18 protein-coding genes are annotated in these 20,353 nt (G+C 43.7%); 6 read left to right on the forward strand and 12 right to left on the reverse strand.

Going from position 1 to position 20,353, the window contains the following annotated elements:
- Positions 1-151: 151 nt before the first annotated feature.
- Together LDO37_RS09595 and LDO37_RS09600 are read left to right on the forward strand one after the other, a co-directional pair.
- Positions 152-676, forward strand: a complete 525-nt coding sequence (locus LDO37_RS09595; RefSeq protein WP_126606460.1) for a P-loop NTPase family protein — start codon at positions 152-154, stop codon at positions 674-676.
- Positions 677-812: 136 nt separating this feature from the next.
- The gene (locus LDO37_RS09600; RefSeq protein ID WP_126606461.1) at positions 813-1,586 is read left to right on the forward strand and encodes a RelA/SpoT domain-containing protein; all 774 of its coding nucleotides are present in this window, start codon (positions 813-815) and stop codon (positions 1,584-1,586) included.
- Between the two features lie 257 nt (positions 1,587-1,843).
- On the opposite strand, the gene ihfA is transcribed toward LDO37_RS09600, so the two are convergent.
- The 12 genes from ihfA to LDO37_RS09660 all read right to left on the reverse strand — a co-directional run bounded on the left by ihfA (position 1,844) and on the right by LDO37_RS09660 (position 17,253).
- A complete protein-coding gene (gene ihfA, locus LDO37_RS09605) occupies positions 1,844-2,140 on the reverse strand; it encodes an integration host factor subunit alpha (protein WP_101115356.1) in 297 nt (98 codons plus the stop codon).
- A 502-nt stretch (positions 2,141-2,642) separates the two neighbouring features.
- Positions 2,643-3,836 carry a hypothetical protein gene (locus LDO37_RS09610; protein WP_185829816.1) on the reverse strand — a complete coding sequence of 398 codons (1,194 nt, stop codon included), beginning with the start codon at positions 3,834-3,836 and terminating at the stop codon, positions 2,643-2,645.
- Positions 3,833-4,543, reverse strand: coding sequence for an ABC transporter ATP-binding protein (locus LDO37_RS09615; RefSeq protein WP_126607964.1), 711 nt, complete (start codon positions 4,541-4,543; stop codon positions 3,833-3,835). The genes LDO37_RS09610 and LDO37_RS09615 overlap by 4 nt, the downstream gene beginning before the upstream one ends.
- Positions 4,544-4,545: 2 nt before the next feature.
- A complete protein-coding gene (locus LDO37_RS09620; RefSeq protein WP_126607965.1) occupies positions 4,546-5,769 on the reverse strand; it encodes an ABC transporter permease in 1,224 nt (407 codons plus the stop codon).
- On the reverse strand, positions 5,759-6,988 hold the full coding sequence (locus LDO37_RS09625; protein WP_126607966.1) for an ABC transporter permease: 1,230 nt from the start codon (positions 6,986-6,988) through the stop codon (positions 5,759-5,761). The genes LDO37_RS09620 and LDO37_RS09625 overlap by 11 nt, the downstream gene beginning before the upstream one ends.
- A 55-nt stretch (positions 6,989-7,043) precedes the next feature.
- The gene (locus tag LDO37_RS09630; RefSeq protein WP_126607967.1) at positions 7,044-7,799 is read right to left on the reverse strand and encodes an outer membrane lipoprotein-sorting protein; all 756 of its coding nucleotides are present in this window, start codon (positions 7,797-7,799) and stop codon (positions 7,044-7,046) included.
- Positions 7,800-7,970: 171 nt separating this feature from the next.
- The gene (gene pheT, locus LDO37_RS09635) at positions 7,971-10,376 is read right to left on the reverse strand and encodes a phenylalanine--tRNA ligase subunit beta (protein WP_126607968.1); all 2,406 of its coding nucleotides are present in this window, start codon (positions 10,374-10,376) and stop codon (positions 7,971-7,973) included.
- Positions 10,377-10,394: 18 nt separating this feature from the next.
- On the reverse strand, positions 10,395-11,378 hold the full coding sequence (gene pheS / locus LDO37_RS09640) for a phenylalanine--tRNA ligase subunit alpha (RefSeq protein ID WP_101115349.1): 984 nt from the start codon (positions 11,376-11,378) through the stop codon (positions 10,395-10,397).
- A 555-nt stretch (positions 11,379-11,933) separates the two neighbouring features.
- The gene (locus LDO37_RS09645; RefSeq protein ID WP_126607350.1) at positions 11,934-13,088 is read right to left on the reverse strand and encodes a hypothetical protein; all 1,155 of its coding nucleotides are present in this window, start codon (positions 13,086-13,088) and stop codon (positions 11,934-11,936) included.
- Positions 13,089-13,097: 9 nt separating this feature from the next.
- A complete protein-coding gene (locus LDO37_RS09650) occupies positions 13,098-13,877 on the reverse strand; it encodes an outer membrane lipoprotein-sorting protein (protein ID WP_126607351.1) in 780 nt (259 codons plus the stop codon).
- Between the two features lie 49 nt (positions 13,878-13,926).
- Positions 13,927-16,284, reverse strand: coding sequence for an efflux RND transporter permease subunit (locus LDO37_RS09655; RefSeq protein ID WP_126607352.1), 2,358 nt, complete (start codon positions 16,282-16,284; stop codon positions 13,927-13,929).
- Positions 16,285-16,464: 180 nt separating this feature from the next.
- The gene (locus LDO37_RS09660; RefSeq protein WP_126607353.1) at positions 16,465-17,253 is read right to left on the reverse strand and encodes a TetR/AcrR family transcriptional regulator; all 789 of its coding nucleotides are present in this window, start codon (positions 17,251-17,253) and stop codon (positions 16,465-16,467) included.
- Positions 17,254-17,451: 198 nt separating this feature from the next.
- Between LDO37_RS09660 and LDO37_RS09665 the strand changes: the two genes are divergently transcribed.
- The 4 genes from LDO37_RS09665 to LDO37_RS09680 all read left to right on the forward strand — a co-directional run bounded on the left by LDO37_RS09665 (position 17,452) and on the right by LDO37_RS09680 (position 20,335).
- A complete protein-coding gene (locus LDO37_RS09665; RefSeq protein ID WP_126607354.1) occupies positions 17,452-18,573 on the forward strand; it encodes a PQQ-dependent sugar dehydrogenase in 1,122 nt (373 codons plus the stop codon).
- A gap of 90 nt (positions 18,574-18,663) precedes the next feature.
- The gene (locus tag LDO37_RS09670; RefSeq protein ID WP_126607355.1) at positions 18,664-19,194 is read left to right on the forward strand and encodes a septation protein A; all 531 of its coding nucleotides are present in this window, start codon (positions 18,664-18,666) and stop codon (positions 19,192-19,194) included.
- Positions 19,195-19,415: 221 nt separating this feature from the next.
- Positions 19,416-19,802, forward strand: a complete 387-nt coding sequence (gene yciA, locus LDO37_RS09675) for an acyl-CoA thioester hydrolase YciA (protein WP_101115342.1) — start codon at positions 19,416-19,418, stop codon at positions 19,800-19,802.
- A gap of 56 nt (positions 19,803-19,858) precedes the next feature.
- A complete protein-coding gene (locus LDO37_RS09680; protein WP_126607356.1) occupies positions 19,859-20,335 on the forward strand; it encodes an NUDIX hydrolase in 477 nt (158 codons plus the stop codon).
- The last annotated feature ends 18 nt before the right edge of the window (positions 20,336-20,353 follow it).

The raw sequence follows: 20,353 nt of genomic DNA on the forward strand, positions 1-20,353 counted from the left end.
CACTCCCTACCAAGGCTAGCCACTCAAATTGGGTGAACATCACACTTTCATAAAGTTTTGCGTTAAACCTTAGTTTCTGACATGGATTTAATGCACTAATCACCGTAATTTGTGCCGCATAAAACTACAAATACAAACGTCAGGTTTAAAAATGGCTAATCGCACACTTATATTTGGCAATATAGGCGCGGGAAAGTCTGCTTTAGCAATAAAAATGTCGTCTATCACCGGGCAAAAACACATCGAGCTCGATGAACTAGCATGGCACGACGAACAGCATTCTATTGCAGAAAAAATGCAGTTTCTTTCTAGTGAGCTTCAACATCTAAGCACTTCGGGTAACTGGGTGGCAGAGGGCGTATTCGGGCAGTCGCTTTCAAAGCTTATGGTAAAAACCACACAAGTGATATTTCTGGATATGCCTTTGCCTGTTTGTCTGAATCAATTGGATAAACGGTATAGAGATAAACTGCACGTTTCCGATCTGGAACGTCAAAAGCTATGGGCAAAGTCATACTACCAAAGGGAAACCGCTAACTCTTATGCCTACCATAGTGAGCTTTTCGATCGTTTTTCAGGGCATAAAATAAGGATATCCGACGCAAAATCGCTGAAGGAATTCTGCGCCAAACTCGATCGCACAAAAAATGCGCACAACCTCACACTAATCGACTAAATATACCACTAGGGGTTGGAACTTAACCCTTTCATCCCTATCTAATCTATATCTGCCAAATGCAGACTATTCAACTTCTTAACGCGTTCAGTACCCTTTTTGTACACAATTTACTGCGCTTAAACTAGGAGTATGAATGAACCTGTTTCTGAAAACTACGGCTTTGATGCTATTGCTTCTGAGTAAAGCACCTTTTGCTGCCGTAAACTCTCCAACGTATAACTCCGACTCTGCACGCTCTTCTGGCACTTCTCAAAACCAGCCAAATGCCAATGTATTTCGACGTAGCTTGAGCGGTCTGTATAGCATTCCTTCGACAAACGCTAAACCCATTCAACCTTATTCAGACTTTGATGTGTTGTATTCCAAAGCTCACCAAGCGCAATTTGAATTGGAGAACCTTTGTAAAACGGCTGGCATGTTGAGCGGAACAACCCCTTACTTCGCAGGTGTTAAGAGTGAATCCAGAGCAAAGGACAAAATTGAAAAAGAGTTAGACGGAAACGTATCTAGGATTACCGATTTAGCGCGAGCAACCTTAGTTGCTAAAGACATCCCCAGTTTGGTTGCTGCCTACGAAATGCTTCATAAGAACGCAAAAATACTGAAAGTGAAGAATCGCTTCAAATCCCCTACACCTTCCGGTTACAGAGATCTTAATGTCTTGTTGGAATTACCCGGTACTAAGCTCATAGCGGAGGTACAGTTGCATTTAAGTGATATTGCAGAAGTAAAGAGTGGTGCAGAGCATAAAATTTATCAGAAGATTCAGTTTATTGAACGTACGGCTGCGATTGAATCTAGGGAAATGAATGATATTGAAATTCAAAACATAAAACAGTTAAGGTCGAAAGCCAAAACCTTGTATCAAAACGCTTGGCAACCTTATATTGCGCCTCAGGCTGCTTAAGGTCTGTTGATTGGAGTGTTGAAGAACTAGCTGCGAAAAAGTACGAACCGTTAAGCTAGAAACTAAGAAGCTACTAGGAAGCCAATAAGCTACTAGAAACCCAAAAGATGCTAGAAACCAAGAAGCTGCCAGACTTAAGATTTATACCTTAAGTCAAGCAGCTTCAAGCAGTTGAGTTTCCCACGCAGCAAAACGAATACGTCTAAAACCACCATAAACCAAAATGACCGCAAGCGAATGCGGCCAATTTGCTTAGGCTACTTTTCAACCTTGATGTTTTCGACCCGGGCTTTTAATTTTTGACCTGGACGGAACGTAACAACACGTCGAGCAGTAATTGGAATGTCTTCGCCCGTTTTAGGGTTACGACCCGGTCTCTGATTTTTATCGCGAAGATCGAAATTCCCGAAGCCTGACAGTTTTACCTGTTCGCCACTTTCTAGGGCTTTTCGAACTTCCTCGAAAAACACTTCAACCGTTTCCTTGGCATCCCGTTTACTGTATCCGAGCTTTTCAAACAGGTTCTCAGCCAAATCGGCCTTTGTGAGCGCCATAAAACTTCCCTCAAAGCTGTGTTAAACAATAGCTACAAAAACTGTAGCGCCAAAGCACTTTGTGGGACCTTTAAGGTAGTTGAAGACCCCACAAACAAAAGTGTATGCCAAGCTTATGATTTTCGCCAATTTTTTTCTAATGCCATATTAAGCACAAACTGTAAGTAGCTGATAATTTACTCAACAGAAGTAATGTTTTAAGGATAAATAAACCAACAAACCCATAAAACACAACACACAAACCCACTAAACATTGAAATAAAAGTGAATTAGACTAATGTAAATTTTGTGTACTTTTTACATGTTTTATTAGGTAATTCATAAAGTTGAGACAATATTTGCGAACTTTTGCGATTAGTGACACATCATTTATGAAACCAAAATCAGATGGTTCAAGTGCATAGCAACAAACAACAATCGGAGCTTGTTATGACTTTTATTGGATCAATTTACACACCAAATACCACTGTTCGCTTTCTGGCTTTAACCGACATGCCCCAACTCAGAAACTCCACTTAATTTGAGCATAAATAGCAGTGCCGGATGTTTTACCGAATACGCTATTTTCTCTTCCATCAAAGCGCTGAATTACCCCGATCAGTTGTGCCTCATCTGAGATCGAGTAACTTGTGTTCGCGCCTAGAAAGAGGGAACCATCACCATATAATGTAGAACTGAATGTTAATCGCATGAGCGGGGATACATCGAACCCTAAGTCAACATAAGCGGTATGCTCATCGAAACTCATGGTTCTCGGTGAAGTCGGCTTGTTAAGATAATTAGGGGCGCTATTTGGCTCTTGTGGTTCAGAGATATAAAGCGTAGCGACTCTTCCCAGCCAGTTTCTTCGCCCACCAAAGCTATAATCCACTTCGACACTGGCTATGATAGTGGCGGTGAGTTCTATCTCTTTCCATTTTTCTTTAGTGGGTGAAAAATAGCTTACCTCGCCTCTTACGCCAGCGCCTTTAATATCGCCTGCAAAACCCGCCCCTATTACCGAATCCAGTTTGGCTTTGCCTACCATTAATTGGTAATCCCAACCCGAGTCATTTCCTAGATACCGAGCCGAGTAACTGCTTTGGTCATCGTCTTCGCTGGGTGAATACACCACGTCAAAACTGCTCGCGTAACCTAAACTTCGGCTGAGTTGTAATGCGTCTGCTCCACCTTTCTCCTCATAATCAAAATCATAGATAGAATAGGTGTTGTAAATATCATTTGGGTTCCATATTGTCGTCATCGCCCAGTTAATGCGAAACCGCCCGGCTCTGGCTCGCCATTCACTTCCGGAATAGTCTAGATAGGCTCGGTCAAATTGTGTGGTTCCAATTTGCCTGCCGTTGTCATGCCAGTTGCTCGTTAAATCAAAGAATCCATCATCCTGACCGACTACGCTTCCGTAATTGGGGTTGTTAGTGACGGAATCTCCCCAAATAAAGCGGTTTCTCATACTAACGTTGGCTCGGAGGGTCGAGCTAAAGCGATATTCAAAGTTAAACCGTTGGTGTAAGAGATGATCCGTTAAGTGAGTACTTGAAGAATCGGCTGCATTAAAAGTCGCCATATACTTAATATAGCCACCCAGTTCCCAATTTTTTTCGGGTACTAACCCTGGAATCTGGGCAAAGCTAGAAAACGAAGCACAAGTTGCAACCAGATAGCTCGCTGAAAACAGATAACTTATCGATTTCATACCAGTTCCACGTCAACTCGTTCATTTTGTTGCTTGTCTTCTGTCAATTGGCCATCTTCAAAAACAATCACGCGCTTAGCGCGTTTGATGACCCTTGGGTCGTGAGTGGAGAATATGAATGTTGTCCCCTCTTCATTGTTCAAACGCTCCATAATATCTAACAGCTCTGCCGTGCTTTTTGCATCCAAATTTGCCGTTGGTTCATCTGCCATTACAAAACGAGGGCCGGGAGCAAGCGCTCTCGCCACCGCAACCCGTTGCTGCTGCCCACCGGATAGTTTGGCAGGTACTTTGTGCATTTGATCTTTCAACCCAACGTTTTCGAGTAGTGCTGATGCTCTGCTTTTGCACTCCTGAGTCGTTCGACCTTGCAACTGCATGACAAATTCAACATTTTCTAGAGCGGTCAATACTGGAAGTAAACTGTAGTCTTGGAAGATAAACCCAATATGATCCCGACGAAACGCTATCAGCTCTTTTTCTGGTAAATCACAAATATCGCAACCATCAATGCTGACCTTTCCTGCGGAAGGTGCATCGATTCCACCGAGCATGTTCAAGAGCGTGGTTTTTCCAGAGCCGGAGGGCCCCATAACCGCAACGAATTCTCCTTGTTCAATCGTCAAATTTAGCGCTTTAACCGCATGCACGGGAAAGTCACTGTCTTGGTTATAGGTTTTGCGTAGCCCATCTATTTGAATAGTCATAATTAATGCTTCTCCGACATAGCTTGCACTGGTTGTTGCTTGAGAATTTGCCTTGCCGGATACAGTGCAGCAATGACACTGGCAAGAACGACCGTAAACGCAATAAGTTGATACTCTGATAGCTGGATGCGTGGATACAACACAGTGTCCACACCATAAGCACCTAACGCATCTGACATGATGCGGAGATCAAGCCCTGTATGATTCAAAATGAGAATCAAGGTTACGCTGGCTAGCACACCCAAACATGCCCCTAACGCGCCTAAGAACGTTGCTTCGCATAGAATGAGCGTGAATATTCGATGTTTTTGCATCCCTACTGCCATGAGCACACCAAACTCTCGTGTACGCTCAAAAACAGACATTAGGAGAATATTGACAATCCCGAAGCCCATCGCGATAACAAACACACCCAAAATTAAGCCGTTACTCGTCGCCATCGAACTTTGCGCCGACGCAAGCATCGGCTGAATTTGACGCCAACCTCGTGCTTCAATCTCATTAGGTAATATGGTGTTTATTGATTCTAAAAATGCTTCTATTGACTCGACCGATGGATCTTTTAGTAGGATGGCCACTTCATGTGAACCTTCAATGCCGGCTAACTTCGTTAAATCGGACTTCCTTACATAGATATTGCTGTCGTCAAAACTGCTTGAAGGCGTTTTGAACACACCTCTTACTCGAAACGCTGCACCAGCAACCTCATTATTGGTGTCTGAAAAAGTGAGCACCACTTTTGATCCGACCCTCAAGTTAAGCCTTTGTGCTGTTTTTTCAGAAACGAGAACGGGGTTCCGACCTTCCTTACTTAACCAGTCCCCTTTAACGATGTGAGATGACAGTGGCGTTATCTTCCGCTCTGAGTCCAAATCCACCCCATTGATTTTTATGCCCCTATTGCTTCTCGCAGACGCAACCATCCCGTGGACAAGGAACCGAGCTGACATTTGCACCACTTCGGAACGACTTTCGATTGCCTTTAACATCGCCTCCGAATCTGGAATAAGCGCATTGAGATCTGGGTTGTCAGAATAGGATTTGTGATGAATTTGCACGTGGCTAGTTTGCCACGAGATGGCGTTACTCAGCATGCTATCCATTAAGCCATTCATAAAGCCCATGATGGAAACCACCCCAAGTAACCCAAATACCATGGCGCCTAGCATGATCCCTGTGCGAATTTTATTTCTCCACAAGTTGCGCCAAGCCAGTTTAATCAGCATGTGCGCCCCCTTTTAGTGCATTAACTAAATCCATCCGATACACCCTAAACATTGGGTAAAGCAGGCATAAAACTAACAGACCAATAATGATGGAAACCTGATTCACATATAGGCTTACAGATAATGCAAAGGGAAGAATGGGCTCCATACCCGCTTCCAGCATAAGCGTTGCAGTGTCACCGGTTAGCTGGATAGGATTGAAGTAAAAGTAAATTAAGATTGGTGTTGCTAATAACATTCCAATAAAAGCGCCAAGCGCACCAATGAAAATAGACTCTATGCCAATCAATGCGAGTAAGCGGCTTCTGAGTAACCCTGTCGCGAGCATTACCCCAAACTCACGTTGTCGTTCTAACGTCATCATAAGAATGGTGGCAAATAGCCCAAAGCCAACAACACCATAAAGCACTAGCATCATAAAAATGCCCCCTGCTTTATCCATTTGAATGTTCTGGGCGGTTTCAGGAGAAAGATCTCGCCAATCCCTCACTCGCACATCTGAACCAAAAGCGTCTTTTAATTCTTTTACCTTTCGGTCTAAGTCATTAAGATCTTCAACATGTATAACCCAATTGGTGATTTGGTTATCTGTGCTGAACATTAGCTTTGCTTGCTCAAGCGGAATGTAAACCAGCTGGTTTTCCAATTGGGGAATAGGAAACGAAATTAGCCCTGCCACCTTAAACAGCCCTGCCGCGGTTTGTCCTCTGTACCCTTGCCCGTAGAGCACCAACTCATCACCGACAGACAAATTCATATGACGTGCTAGTGATTCACCCACTAGCACTTCCTGATCTTCTGGATTCAGATAGTGGCCTTGAATTACCTTTTCACTAAGCTTTGCGTAGCTGTCTTCAAGGTCTGGGGCGATGCCAATAACCATGATACCTTTGGATTTTTCTTTCGCTGCTGCCAACGCAAATGATTCAATACGAGGGAGTACGTGAGTAAATGCAAGGTCTTTTGTTACAGGGGAAATAAACTCAGGGGAAGCCGGAATCAAATCATCAATACTGTTGCTCTCACCAAAATTTGGGTGCTGCAACTGAATTAACCCTGTAGAAAAACGTGCGCTGTTTTCGATACTGTTGCTGTAGGTCCCTTCTTGCAACGAGCGCATAACGAGCGAAAGAAACAACGCTAACGCTAATGCAGAAGCAGTGAGTAGCGTTCTGCGCTTTTGCCGCCATAAGTTACGCCAAGCTAACGTAAATAGCATGATATGTCCTTAACGGAGTAAAGGCTGCCGATTCTGAGTTTAGGGTCTGTTGACCCTAGTCACGTAATGTTTTCATTTGTGATTGTGAGAAAAAATTGTCACCTATCTCAAAATCAAACTGGGCTTCATGCGTGATCATTTCTGTTTTCTGACCCGGCTTATCTGCCGGAATCATTTCCATTCGGGTCGCGATATTTCGATCGCCGAGTTCTTTCACTTCGTAGGTACTAAGCGTGTTCACTAACTCATCAAATTCGTCATAAAACTCCACCTTTCTTTGGAGATAGGTGTCTTGTGAAATCCACAATGTTACTTTGCTCCAGACAACAGGTGCATCTGGTTTGGCGGTTGCTTCAATCTTCCATGTTGATACCGAGTCAAACGTATCTTCTCCCACCAGTTCATGGGTATAGTCGACAACAATGGAAGACTGATTAATGAGATCATCATTGGTGAAGTCAGACCCCATCCAAGATTGCCCTAACATGGAAGGCGCAATTTTAATCACCCTCTCGATTCCGGGTATCCAGTTCCACATTTCTCGATATCTTTTTAATGAAGTAGAACCTTTATCCTTTGCAGGCGCCGTGACCAAAACCAAAGAAAGATCTTGTCCTTTGCTCCAAGATTTCATGCTCATAGAACGAGTCCAATCAGGACGGACAATGTTCATTGTAGAAACGGTGTAACTAGAGTCTCCACGCATTTGCTTATCTGACTTGATTATGATGTCTTTAGCGGTGAGAGACGATGCCGAGGCATCCCCCAAAAAAGGTAGAGCGATGATAAGAATTAGTAGCCAACGTTTCATGCTTTCTCCAAAACCTAAGTTATATGAACATGATGATATATTTTGGATTAACGATGCGTTAAGAAAGATCAAATTGCCAGACGATTTACAACTCTCGGAATAAAAGCGGGATGACAGGTACAAAAAAAGCAGGCTAATTCGCCTGCTTTTTGTCTATTTGGTAAGAATCAACTAGTCACGTAGTGAAGCGCCAAACCTCTCAGAGACGTGAGCGACGATCGCATCAACCGCACCTGCGATGTCTGCATCTTCTAGCGTGCGCTCTACTGATTGTAGTGTTAGCGCGATAGCTAGGCTCTTCTTGCCTTCTTCAACGCCTTTACCTACGTAAACGTCAAATAGCTTGGCACCTTTCAAGAACTCACCACCTTGTGCTAAACATGCAGCAACGATGTCACCAGAAGCGACAGCTTCATCAACAACAACGGCAATGTCACGACGGTTTGATGGGAACTTAGAAAGCTGTACTGCTTCAGGAATCACTTTCGTGTTGATCGCTGACCATTCAACTTCGAATACGATAGTACGACCGTTTAGACCAAACTTACGCTCTAGTTCTGGGTGAACCGTACCGATTACACCTACCTGCTTCCCACCGACAATGAGTGCCGCAGATTGACCAGGGTGAAGCGCTGGGTTCGCTGCTTTATCTTCAGCAGAAAGCGCTGCGAAAGAGTAAGCGACTTCATTAGCTGTTAGCTCAAGAACAGCTTCTAGATCGCCTTTAAGGTCGAAGAAGTCCACTGTGTTTGTCTCGATATCCCAGTGCTCTTCACCGCGAGTACCTGCGATAACACCTGCAAGCATCGGCTCTTGACGCATACCGTTTTCAGCTGATTCACACGGAATGAAACGTAAACCGTATTCGAATAGACGAACACGTGGCTGTTGACGTTTCTGGTTATGAACGACTGTGTTTAATAGACCTTGGATAAGACCTAAACGCATCGCTGACATGTCCGCAGAAATTGGGAATGGCAGGATTAACGGTTCAACACCTGGAACAACGAGCTTTTGCTGCTCTGGTTCAACGAAGCTGTACGTAATCGCTTCTTGGTAACCGCGGTCAACAAGTAGGTTACGAACGCGTTTTAGCGGGATATTCGCTTCAACGTGGTTGTGCATCTGAAGTGCAGCAGCTGGACGTTGGTTAGGAATATTATCGTAACCGTAGATCCGACCCACTTCTTCAATTAAGTCTTGCTCGATAGCTATATCGAAACGCCAAGTTGGGGCTGTTGCTGTCCAACCTTCGTTCGTGCTTTCTACCGATAGACCAAGACGCTCTAGGATTTCAGCCACATCGCTATCTGCAATATGGTGACCTAGTAAGCTATCTAGTTTAGTGCGACGCAGGGCAACTGTATTTGCTTTCGGTAGGTCGGCTTCTGACTCAGCACCCACTACTGGCGCTACTTCGCCACCACAGATCTCAACGAGAAGTTCTGTCGCGCGTTCCATTGCGTTTGCTTGTAGTGCGAAGTCCACACCACGCTCAAAACGCATTGAAGAATCAGTGTGCAAGCCATAGCTGCGAGCGCGACCGCGGATGTGATCCGGTGCGAAGAACGCACACTCAAGTAAAACATCTTTAGTCTCAGTCGTTACACCAGACTCTTCACCACCAAAGATACCCGCGATTGCTAGCGCTTTGTTGTGGTCTGCGACAACCAAAGTGTCGGAGTTTAGCTCAGCTTCATTACCATCTAGAAGAATCAGCTTCTCGCCTTGCTCTGCTAGACGAACCACGATACCACCTTCGATCTTCGCGAGATCGAATGCATGCATTGGTTGGCCTTGCTCTAGAAGAATAAAGTTGGTGATGTCTACCACTGGATCGATAGAACGAATACCACAACGGCGAAGTTTCTCTTGCATCCAAAGTGGTGTTTCAGCTTGAACGTTAACGTTCTTAACTACACGACCAAGGTAACGAGGACATGCGTCTGTCGCTTTTACGTCGATAGAAATCGTGTCATCGATAGAAGGTGCAACGGCATTTACTGCTGGCTCTGTAACGTCTGCACGGTTCAAAACGCCAACTTCACGTGCCATACCACGAATGCTGAAACAGTCAGCACGGTTAGCCGTTAGGTCTACGTCTACTGTTACGTCATCAAGACCTAGGAATTCGCGGAAATCAGTACCAATAACAGCGTCTTCAGATAACTCTAGAATGCCATCAGATTCTACATCGATGCCTAGCTCAGAGAATGAACAAAGCATGCCGTGAGATGGTTGACCACGCAGTTTTGCTTTTTTGATTTTGAAATCGCCTGGTAGTACAGCACCAACTGTTGCTACAGCAACTTTGATACCCAAGCGGCAGTTAGATGCGCCACAAACGATGTCTAGTAGTTCTTCAGCGCCAACATCTACTTTTGTTACACGTAGCTTGTCTGCATCTGGGTGTTGACCACACTCAACCACTTTACCTACTTTAACGCCAGTGAAAGAACCAGCAACAGGCAGTACGTCGTCTACTTCTAGACCCGCCATCGTAATTTGGTGTGTAAGTTCGTCAGTCGATACCGCAGGGTTTACCCACTCACGAAGCCATGATTCGCTAAATTTCATAGTGATGTATCCCCTGGATTACTTGAACTGTTTTAGGAAACGAAGGTCGTTCTCGAAGAACGCACGAAGATCGTTTACGCCGTAACGAAGCATTGTTAGACGCTCAACGCCCATACCAAATGCAAAGCCAGAGTACTTCTCAGGGTCGATGCCTACGGCACGCAATACGTTCGGGTGAACCATGCCACAACCTAGAACTTCAAGCCATTTGCCATTCTTACCTTTCACGTCAACTTCTGCTGAAGGCTCTGTGAATGGGAAGTAAGAAGGACGGAAGCGAACTTCTACTTCTTCTTCAAAGAAGTTACATAGGAAATCATGCAGGATGCCTTTTAGCTGTGCGAAGTTTACGTTCTCGTCGACTAGCATGCCTTCCACTTGGTGGAACATTGGCGTATGCGTTTGATCGTAATCGTTACGGTAAACACGGCCCGGTGCGATGAAACGGAATGGTGGTTTACCATTTTCCATCGTACGGATCTGAACGCCAGACGTGTGAGTACGTAGCATAAGATCTGGGTTAAAGAAGAACGTATCGTGGTCAGTACGCGCAGGGTGATCTTCTGCGATGTTTAGTGCATCAAAGTTATGGAATGCATCTTCAATCTCAGGACCAGACTCAGTGTTAAAGCCTAGCTCACCAAAAAACTGCTCAATACGCTCAACTGTACGCGTAACTGGGTGCAAACCACCGTTCTCGATACGGCGACCTGGTAGCGTTACATCAATAGTTTCAGCAGCCAGCTTTGCTTCAAGTTCTGCACGTTGTAGTGCATCTTTACGCGCTGCGATAGCTTGTTGAACTACGCCTTTCGCTTTGTTGATTTCTTGACCAGCAGTACGGCGCTCTTCTGGTGGTAGTTTACCTAGGCTTTGAAGCTGAGCGGTAAGCTCACCTTTTTTTCCTAGATACTGAACACGCACTTCATCAAGTGCAACTAACGAATCCGCCGCTTCAATCGCTGCGTTCGCATTAGCAATGATCTCTTCTAGATGTTGCATCGTTTCCTCATCTACCTATGTAAAGAACATAAGTGGTAGTGTCTATAAGGTTTCCCTGATGGGATTCTTGGGTATTTTTAAATAGCTTTACATAGTAATCAAAGCGATGGGTAAATCCAAACCCAATTCCACTTTCATGCGCTTTACGGGTGAAAAAACATCAAAAAATTGCGTTTGATACCCATTGTTAGCAAAAAGCGCTGCTTTCACAGGTTTGATCTACTTTATTTGGGTTTGTGAAATCCATATCACCTCATCCCAAAAATCAAGGCGATCAAATATGAGAAAGCACGACATCGGAAACAAATAAACTTTAATATGATCACAAAATAATGAATAAAAATTAAGTCTTTATTTAGGGGCTCAGGAATGAACGAAAATTTGCTTGTTTTTGTTTGAAATACTGAGGGTTTAAACTAGGATTACTTATGTGGCGCAAGCTACAGTCTTACTCGCAAAACACTTTAAAGCCGGGCATTGCCCGGCTTTGTTTTTTAGGTCGATTTACGTAGTTACAGCATGGAAGCGACTTTTCTGAATTACTGTGTTTTAGCTCTAAAAATAATACTCCAATGACAGCTCTACAAAGTCATCTTGCCGACCAAAATAAAGCAAATCTGTCGGTGTATCATTTTGCAGTAACCAAGCATCTACTCGCCACTTCCATTGATTATTGATTCGGCTAGAGGCTTCCACTCTTCCGTTAAAATCATCGCTGTTATCTAAGTCTTGCGTTACTCCAACAAGAAACTCTGTTCCTTCTGCGTCATTAGCGACAAGACGAGCACCAAAAAACACATCATTTTGCCCTATATTTTGTGCATTGTTTCCTCGGGAATCGTAAAGATACTCGGCAATCATTCCTACGTCCCAATCTGATTCAGCAAAGCCCACGAGGGTATATTCAAACCCAGCGACAACCCCTGTGTGGTTATCAAAACTGTCACGGTAAATCGTTTCGAGTTTCCATAACCAGTCGCCTACAATCCCTTGAAGGTCGAAACCAACTTGAGACATCTGGGCGTAATACGGTTTTACTTCACCATTGTCCATTCGAAAGTAGGGATCACGGTTTGTGCCATTAAAGTAAGAAAGCCCGACATCCCAATCCCCGAGCATCTGGCTGTATCGAAAAGCAAAATCAACGTGTTGTTCTTCTCGCGACGACTCATACAACGCATCATCAGAAACGGGGAGTCTCAGCCTTCCATCCTCCCCTGCAAACGTTCGTTCACGGAAATACGGCAGAACCAATGCATCAACAATGCCCCATTCACGATCCATTGTTACCTGCACCATGGGCTGACCCAGCTTTTGCGCCCCATCTAGTGATTCAACCGAATCTGATTGGTTTACCACATCCACTAAGTGCGCCGATTCTGTTACTCCCCAGAACACTTTGCCAATACCTGCTCGTACTTCGTAGCTGTCAAACACATGCAAATATTGAAGCTCTCGAATGTCTGCGTGTGTTCTTTCTTTATCTAAGCTGTCTAACCGAGCAAATGGCATAAAGCTCCATTCACCATTGCCAGACTCAGTCGTCCAATACCATTGAGGCTTTAGCACCAAAGAAGATTGCTCTTTCCCTTGTCCATCCAAACCGGACTGAAAAAACTGCCTGTGTTCCAAATTCACCTGACCACTAAATTCTGCTGCTGCAGGCAGTGCAATTAAAGCCGCTAAAGCAGTTGCTATTCGTAATGTCATCGCACTTCCCTATCGCACTCGTTTCAGCGTATTTTTGCTAAAATCACTGTCGCTTAACCCATTTTTGAAAGCGAGTTCTTCGGTGCTTAGAACCGTACTTTTCCCTGATTGGTGGTTCACCATTTTCATTGTGTGAGCACGCCAGTACTTATCCTCGTATACGCGATAGTCTGAAAACGTCAGTGTTTTTAATAATGAGCGTTTTCTATCGTAAAACTCGACTTTCAATGGGCGGTAATGCATTTGATCAAGCCAGACAAGCTGCTTGGTGTAGCCCGAGTTTTTATCCGTCGGGATTTGCTCAAGTAGGAATACAGATTCTCCTTCTACGACATCATCTTGAATATAGCTAAATTGATACTTTTCTATTTCAAACGAACTTAGGTCTTCATAAGCAAACTCACTGCCCATAAAAGGACCAGATTTGTTACGCGAAGATATACGCTTCACTCGTTTTAACGCAGGGAGGTAAAGCCATTGGTCATCCGGTTCAGTTGCGTGTGAGTGGTTAAGAAACGCCGTTCCTTTTACATCGCGGGGTTCGTCAAAAATCGTTAACCCTTTGTCACCATCCCCATCGATTTCTAAAGATTTCAATCGCATTAGTCTTGAGCTGCTTTCACCTTGTGCATTTTGTAATACCATGCTCATGGTCGCGATTGAATCTTGCCAGCCTGTATCTCTCGCTTTTCTTTCACTCGCAATTTCAAGCCCTTTGGCACTATCAGCAAAGACCTGCCCAGAGAACAAAACACTAGCCAGTAAAACAGAGGTATATTTAAATTTCATGGTGTAATCCTTTAATTCAAAGCAGGCGGCATCACCACCTGCACAAATGTTATTGAGAAACAGTTCCAGGTTTGTTCAAAGAAACAGTGCGTTCGGTTTTTTCTTCTTCCACTTTGTCTTTATCAAACAGCATCAAAAGTGTCGGCAAGAATAAGAAATCGACAACCAACGCTAGGAATATGACAAGTGCACTCAACTGCCCCATATCAGAGTTCAGACGGAAACTCGACATTGCCAAAATTGAAAATCCAACAACCAAAACGACAGTAGTAATACCTAACGCTCTTCCAACGGTGTTAAACGCATATCGAACCGCTTGCTCAGCGTCCTTACCTTCCTTACGGGCACGCTGATACTTGCTAAGGAAATGAACCGCATCATCCACAACAATTCCCAACGTTAAAGTAACCACAACAGACAAGCCTAAATTGATCTCGCCTGAATACAGCGCCCACATTCCAAATCCAATAACTGCTGGTGCCATATTAGGCACGATGCTGATCACCCCTAATCGAACTGAACGGAGTGCGAATATCATCAGTGCAGAAATCAGAATCAAAGTGATTGGAAGCGTTGCCAGCATGCTTGCCATGTTCGTTTCCCCAATATGGGCAAACATTAAGGTTGGGCTAGAGGCGGAAATTTCATATTGTGGTGCATTCGTTGCGAACCAGTTGTAGATACGGTTTTCGATATCAACCAGCTCTTTGCTCCCAAGGTTCTGAGTAGTAAGAACCAACTTCACTGAAGATTTGTCCACATTGACTTGGTTGTTGAGATCTAAGCCATAAGGCAACGACATTTCATACATCAACAAATACTGAGCCGCCAGTTCTCTGTCCTGAGGAAGCGTGTAATAGAACGCATCGTCACCATGCATGTTTTTATTCAATCGCTTGTAAACATCAGCAAGAGAAGCAACATGATCGGTTTCTGGCTGAGCACGAAGCCAATCGGTGAAGCTTCCTAACGTTTCTAAGAAGGCTGGAGCTGCGATCCCTTGAGATTCTCCGGTTTTAATCGCGATGTTTATGTTCGTCATACCCGAAACATTCGCTTCCATGAAATCTGCCGCTTGGCGAAACTCACTGGTATGGTCGAAATACTTCACGGATTCATCGTTGATTTCGTTTTGAGGAATCAATACAGCAGAAACAACAATCACTACGACAGATAGTGGAAGTAGGATTTTTCTTTGGTTTACAACGAAGCTACCAAAACGATCCATGCAGCTCGTTTTGCCTTCTTCTTGTGGTTTAACTTTAATTGGCAGCACTTTTAAGAGAGCAGGAAGAAGCGTTACTGAAAGCACGCACGCAATCATCACACCTAAAGCCGCAAGGTTACCGAAATCTCTTAATACTGGAGAGTCAGACATGTTCATCATCAGGAAGCCAAGAGCGGTCGTTACTGACGTGATCAAAATAGGCGTAAAATTCAGCCAGACACTATGCGAAATTGCTTCATTTTTGCTTTTTCCTTCAAGCATGGACTGGCGCATGGTTGCAATAACGTGAACACAATCCGCAACGGCTAATGTCAAAACCAACGTAGGAATATTGACGGTAGCAGTGCTAAGGAACATACCCGCCCAACCTGATAACCCCATGGTTGCGGCGACAGAGCCGATGATAACGACGAGAGTTGCAACAACGCTTAAGAATGAACGTAACATGATGGTCAAGAAAACCAAGATGGCACCCAGCATTGCAGGTACAAGGGTTGAACTGTCTTTCTGAGCAGAGACCATAAAGGCATCATTCAGTGCCACAATCCCTGCTTTGTAGAAGTCTACATTTGGATATTGGGCTTCATATTTTGCAATTAACTCGTCTGCAAATGCCACCACTTCAATAAGCTCTGCTGTTTCATCTTTTTTAGGCAGTTGAAGCGTTACGTTAACAATCGTTACGTGACCATTCTCTGAAACAGCAGACTTTACGAGAACTGGCTCTGAAAGTGCTATCTCTTTAATTTTATTAATTCTTTCTGGTGTTAGTTCATAATCTTCGAACAGAAGATCTTCCACCAAGAGGTCGTCTTCAAACGCTTCGGTATGTTGATAATTTGAAAGTGAATCCACGCGGCTTGAGAAAGGAACTTGCCATGCGTCTTCAGTCAGCGCTTTAACTAACCCTAAGGTCTCTTTGCTAAAGACATTTCCATCATCAGGGGCAAGAACAATCGCGAGATTGTCGGTTTTATTGAATGTGGCTTGAATTTCTTCAAAAGCCTGAAGTTGTGGGTTACTACCATCAAAGAAAATGTTGTACTCGCCACGGAAATAAAGATTTTTACCGCCTATAATAGCTGCAATCAATAAGACGGTGGTTATCAGTAGAACCCATGGCGTATGGCTAATAGGGCTTCTTAATAACCGAGTTAGAAGGTTTTGTTCAACTTTCATCACACTCTCCGTTTGTGACGTTTCGTCATATATATGCAATTTAAAACCAGCTCACGCTGGTTAAAATCACTCTACTAGATCGATCCGAGGTATTATTCCTCGATACCATGTAAAATATGACGAATCGTCACCAAAGAGCCTAAATAATCCCGCCTAAGCGGGTTTATTAGAAAGCTTATCTTAGCGCCCTACAGACTCTAGGTAAGCAATTTCTTCAGCAAATATCTCTTGCTCAACCTTTTGACAGGTCTTGCGATAATCCCATTCAGTAGACAACGGCTTCCATTGAAGCCCATCCAAAACAATATTGGAGTTTTGTAACACTGAGAAAGGGTCTTGCAAGCGATTTATACAGTAGCTGTTTGTCGAGTTTTTAGCGAGTGCGTTTGAGCCAAACGCAACAGACCAATTTGCAAATACGATGGCATCGGAGCTTAGACCTGGGCTGTACTTTAAATCCCCAACTTCAACCGCTTGTTGCACCAACTTATCTGCTTGATCAATGACTTGTTCTTCTAAGTCATTCAACTCTTTTACTCTTTCAGGAGAAGCTTTCTCCAAAACCCAAGGCGTTTTCGACGTTATCACGCAATCAGATAAAACAGGCTCTAACCGTACATAAATTCTATACGCGGTATGCATTGCCATAACTTTTTCGCGTGTTGTACCTTCGTAAGCCATTGAACGTCCGAACATCATGGCTTCTTTTTTCAAAGAATGAATACAAAGTGCAAGTACAACGTCTTCTTTACTGCAAAAGTGGTTATAGATAGTACCTTTAGAGTATGGGCTGCGAGACGTTAGCTTATCCATAGTGAAATTGGCAAAACCTTGCTCTTTCACTAACTCTTGAGCTAGCTCAATCAGTTCCATTTCTCTGTTTGCAATAGCTTGCTGCTTCTTAGTCATCGATAAAGAACACTTTTGCTTTGCGTACTTACTGTCTTTGCTACAACCAAATCCAAACATGGGTCGATCACCGTATAAATATAAACTTGCTCCTATCTCATTGTAACACGTCCACTATTTCTGTATAGGATGATACTTTAGTGACGATGCGTCATTTTTGACACTTCGTCATAATAGATGATCAATTGAACATATCAAGCAGTTTTTGTGATTTAATGATATTTAGTATCAATACTGTGAATGTAAGAGGTCTACGTAATGTTTGGAAAAACCAATTTACTTATGTTGTTTTTGGTGGCGACGATGAGCTCTCACTCCTTTGCTCAAACCTCTTATTCTCTTGAGAAAATAGGTGAAGTAAAAGGTGTGCCTTGGGGGCTGACTTTTGTCGACGACAATTTAGCGTTTGTGACAACCCGTGAAGGGAATGGCTATCTATTGAATGTTAAAACGAGCGACTTAACCCGTGTATCTGGGCTACCCGACGTTTATGCGCGGGGACAAGGGGGATTAATGGATGTCGCAATTTCCCCACAAAACCTTGAGTCAGGTAACTCGGCTATAACGAACAAGAATGGCAAACAGCTCTATTTCACCTACAGCAAACCAGTTAAAGGAGGCTCAGCCACTGCGTTGGCAACCGCAAAGTTGGTGGGTGCAACTCTAAAGGATTGGAAAGACCTTATCGTCACCCAATCAATCACTGACACAAGCCGTCACTATGGGAGCAGAATCGCGTTTGATGATAATGGGCACCTTTTCTTCAGTATCGGAGATCGAGGTGAAAGACCCAATGGTCAGGATTTGACGACACATGCGGGTTCCATACTTCGATTAACCCTCGATGGAGCACCACCAGCCAGTAACCCAGATATAGGGGGACATGCACTTCCAGAGATTTGGAGCTACGGTCACCGTAACCCTCAAGGCCTATTTTTTGATAAACAATCTCAGCAACTTTGGTCGGTCGAGCATGGACCTCGCGGCGGAGATGAAATCAACCTCATTTTGAAAGGCAAAAACTACGGTTGGCCTATCACCTCTCATGGAAAAGAGTATTGGGGACCAATTTCTGTCGGTGAGTCTGAAGAAAAAGCCGGAATAGAGTCACCGAAGAAAGTTTATGTGCCTTCGATTGCGCCGAGTAGCTTAGTGTTTTATCGCGGAAAGCATTACCCAGAGCTCAACGGAAAAATTCTTATCGGTGCTTTGAAGCTGACTCACATAAACGTCGTCGACCCACAGTCGTTTGCTGAAACTCGATTGTTTGCCGATCTCGGTGAGCGAATCCGCTCAATAGCGATATCACCGATCGAACACCTTTACTTCGGTACAGATAATGGAAACATCTTCCAAATTTCAACAGCTAAAATTGAATAGAGAGTTGATGCTAAAAATACTGCCAAACTATCTTGAGGTGCAGGCTTTATGTAGACTGGCTTGTAACCTCAAGAAAGGAACATGATGTAAATGAAGCAACTGATAGAATTTATTCCTCTCATTATTTTCTTCGTGCTTTACAAGATATACGACATCTATGTAGCAACTGGCGCGCTTATTGTCGCGACTGCCATTCAAATTGTGTTGACCTTCATCGTCTATAAAAAATTTGGGAAAATGCAGTTGATCACATTTGTTATGGTTGCGGTATTTGGTGGTATGACGTTGTTTCTGCAAGATGAAAGTTTCATCAAATGGAAAGTCACTATTGTCTATTTGGTGTTTGCGATTGGGTTGTTTGTCACTCAACTAATGGGTAAACCTCTTATTAAAGGTATGCTAGCCAAAGAAATCAGCCTACCTGATTCTGTATGGAGCAAAATCAATTACGCTTGGATTGGTTTTTTCTCATTTTGTGCCGCTTTAAATGTATATGTTGCCTTTACAATGTCTTTAGATATTTGGGTAAACTTTAAAGTATTCGGCTTACTAGCAGCCACCTTTGGCTTTATGATCCTTACCGGTATCTACATCTATATGCAGATACCTAAAGACCAGTAGAAAGATAGCCAATAGCCCCTTTGCTCAAAGATTAAGTCAGCTTTCTAGCTTCTTATTCTAAGTTCAGGTTATTTAGAAAGCCTCAAACGTTGTTTGAGGTCTTTTGTCTTGGTAGTATCCCCTCCCCCTAATTAACCCGACTTCTTTATGAGGCCATTTGCCTCTGCTGTTTTGGAAAAATAGATGCGTTATTACCTAACAAATATAATGGGTGGCTATGTATGAGCACACCAAAAGGGCAACTCCTTACTCGAACTTTGGCAATGCCAGGTGACTGCAATGCCAATGGCGACATTTTTGGCGGCTGGATTATGTCTCAGCTGGATTTGGCCGGCGGGATTTTAGCTAAAGAAATTTCAGGAGGACGAATTGTTACGGTCTCCGTCTCCAGCATTACGTTCAAAAAACCAGTCAAGGTAGGCGATGTGGTGTGCTGTTATGGGGAATGTACCAAAATCGGGCGCACCTCAATGAGCATTGAACTGGAGGTATGGGTAAAACCCGTCAAAGAAGACGGTGTTAAAGACCGATTTCAAGTTTGTGAGGCGACGTTCAATTATGTAGCCATCGACAGTGATGGAAAACCGCGCCCAATCCCAACGAACTAACGAACTAACGAACTAACGAACTAACGAACTAACGAACTAACGAAGCAAGGTGTCAGATGATTCATTTTCGACAAGGACAGTCCCGATTCAACTTCAGGAGTGCAGCTATCATTATTGATGAAGGGTATATCCTTCTGCATACCAGCAAGAACGACGATTTTTGGTCTTTACCCGGTGGTAGGGTCGAATTTTTTGAACACTCTGACGACACCCTTGTTAGGGAAATCAAAGAGGAAACGGGTCTCAAAGCCGCAGTACAAAGGCACCTGTGGTACATCGAAAATTTCTTCGAATACGACGGAAGTAAATACCACGAAATATCCAACTGCTTTCTCATGAACTTGGACACACCGCAAGCAATACCCAAAGATAAAGAGTTCTCTGGCGTTGAGGAAGGCAGCCCATTAATTTTCAAATGGTTTCCAATAGAAGATGCCAAACAGCTCACTATCTACCCAGAGTTTCTGAAAGAACGCTTGAGTGACCTTCCAAATCACTTAGAGTTCATCAAAGAAGATAAACTACAAAAGTGATAAAGTTTTTCTAGTTGA

The organism is Vibrio penaeicida, from assembly GCF_019977755.1.
Taxonomy (GTDB): domain Bacteria; phylum Pseudomonadota; class Gammaproteobacteria; order Enterobacterales; family Vibrionaceae; genus Vibrio; species Vibrio penaeicida.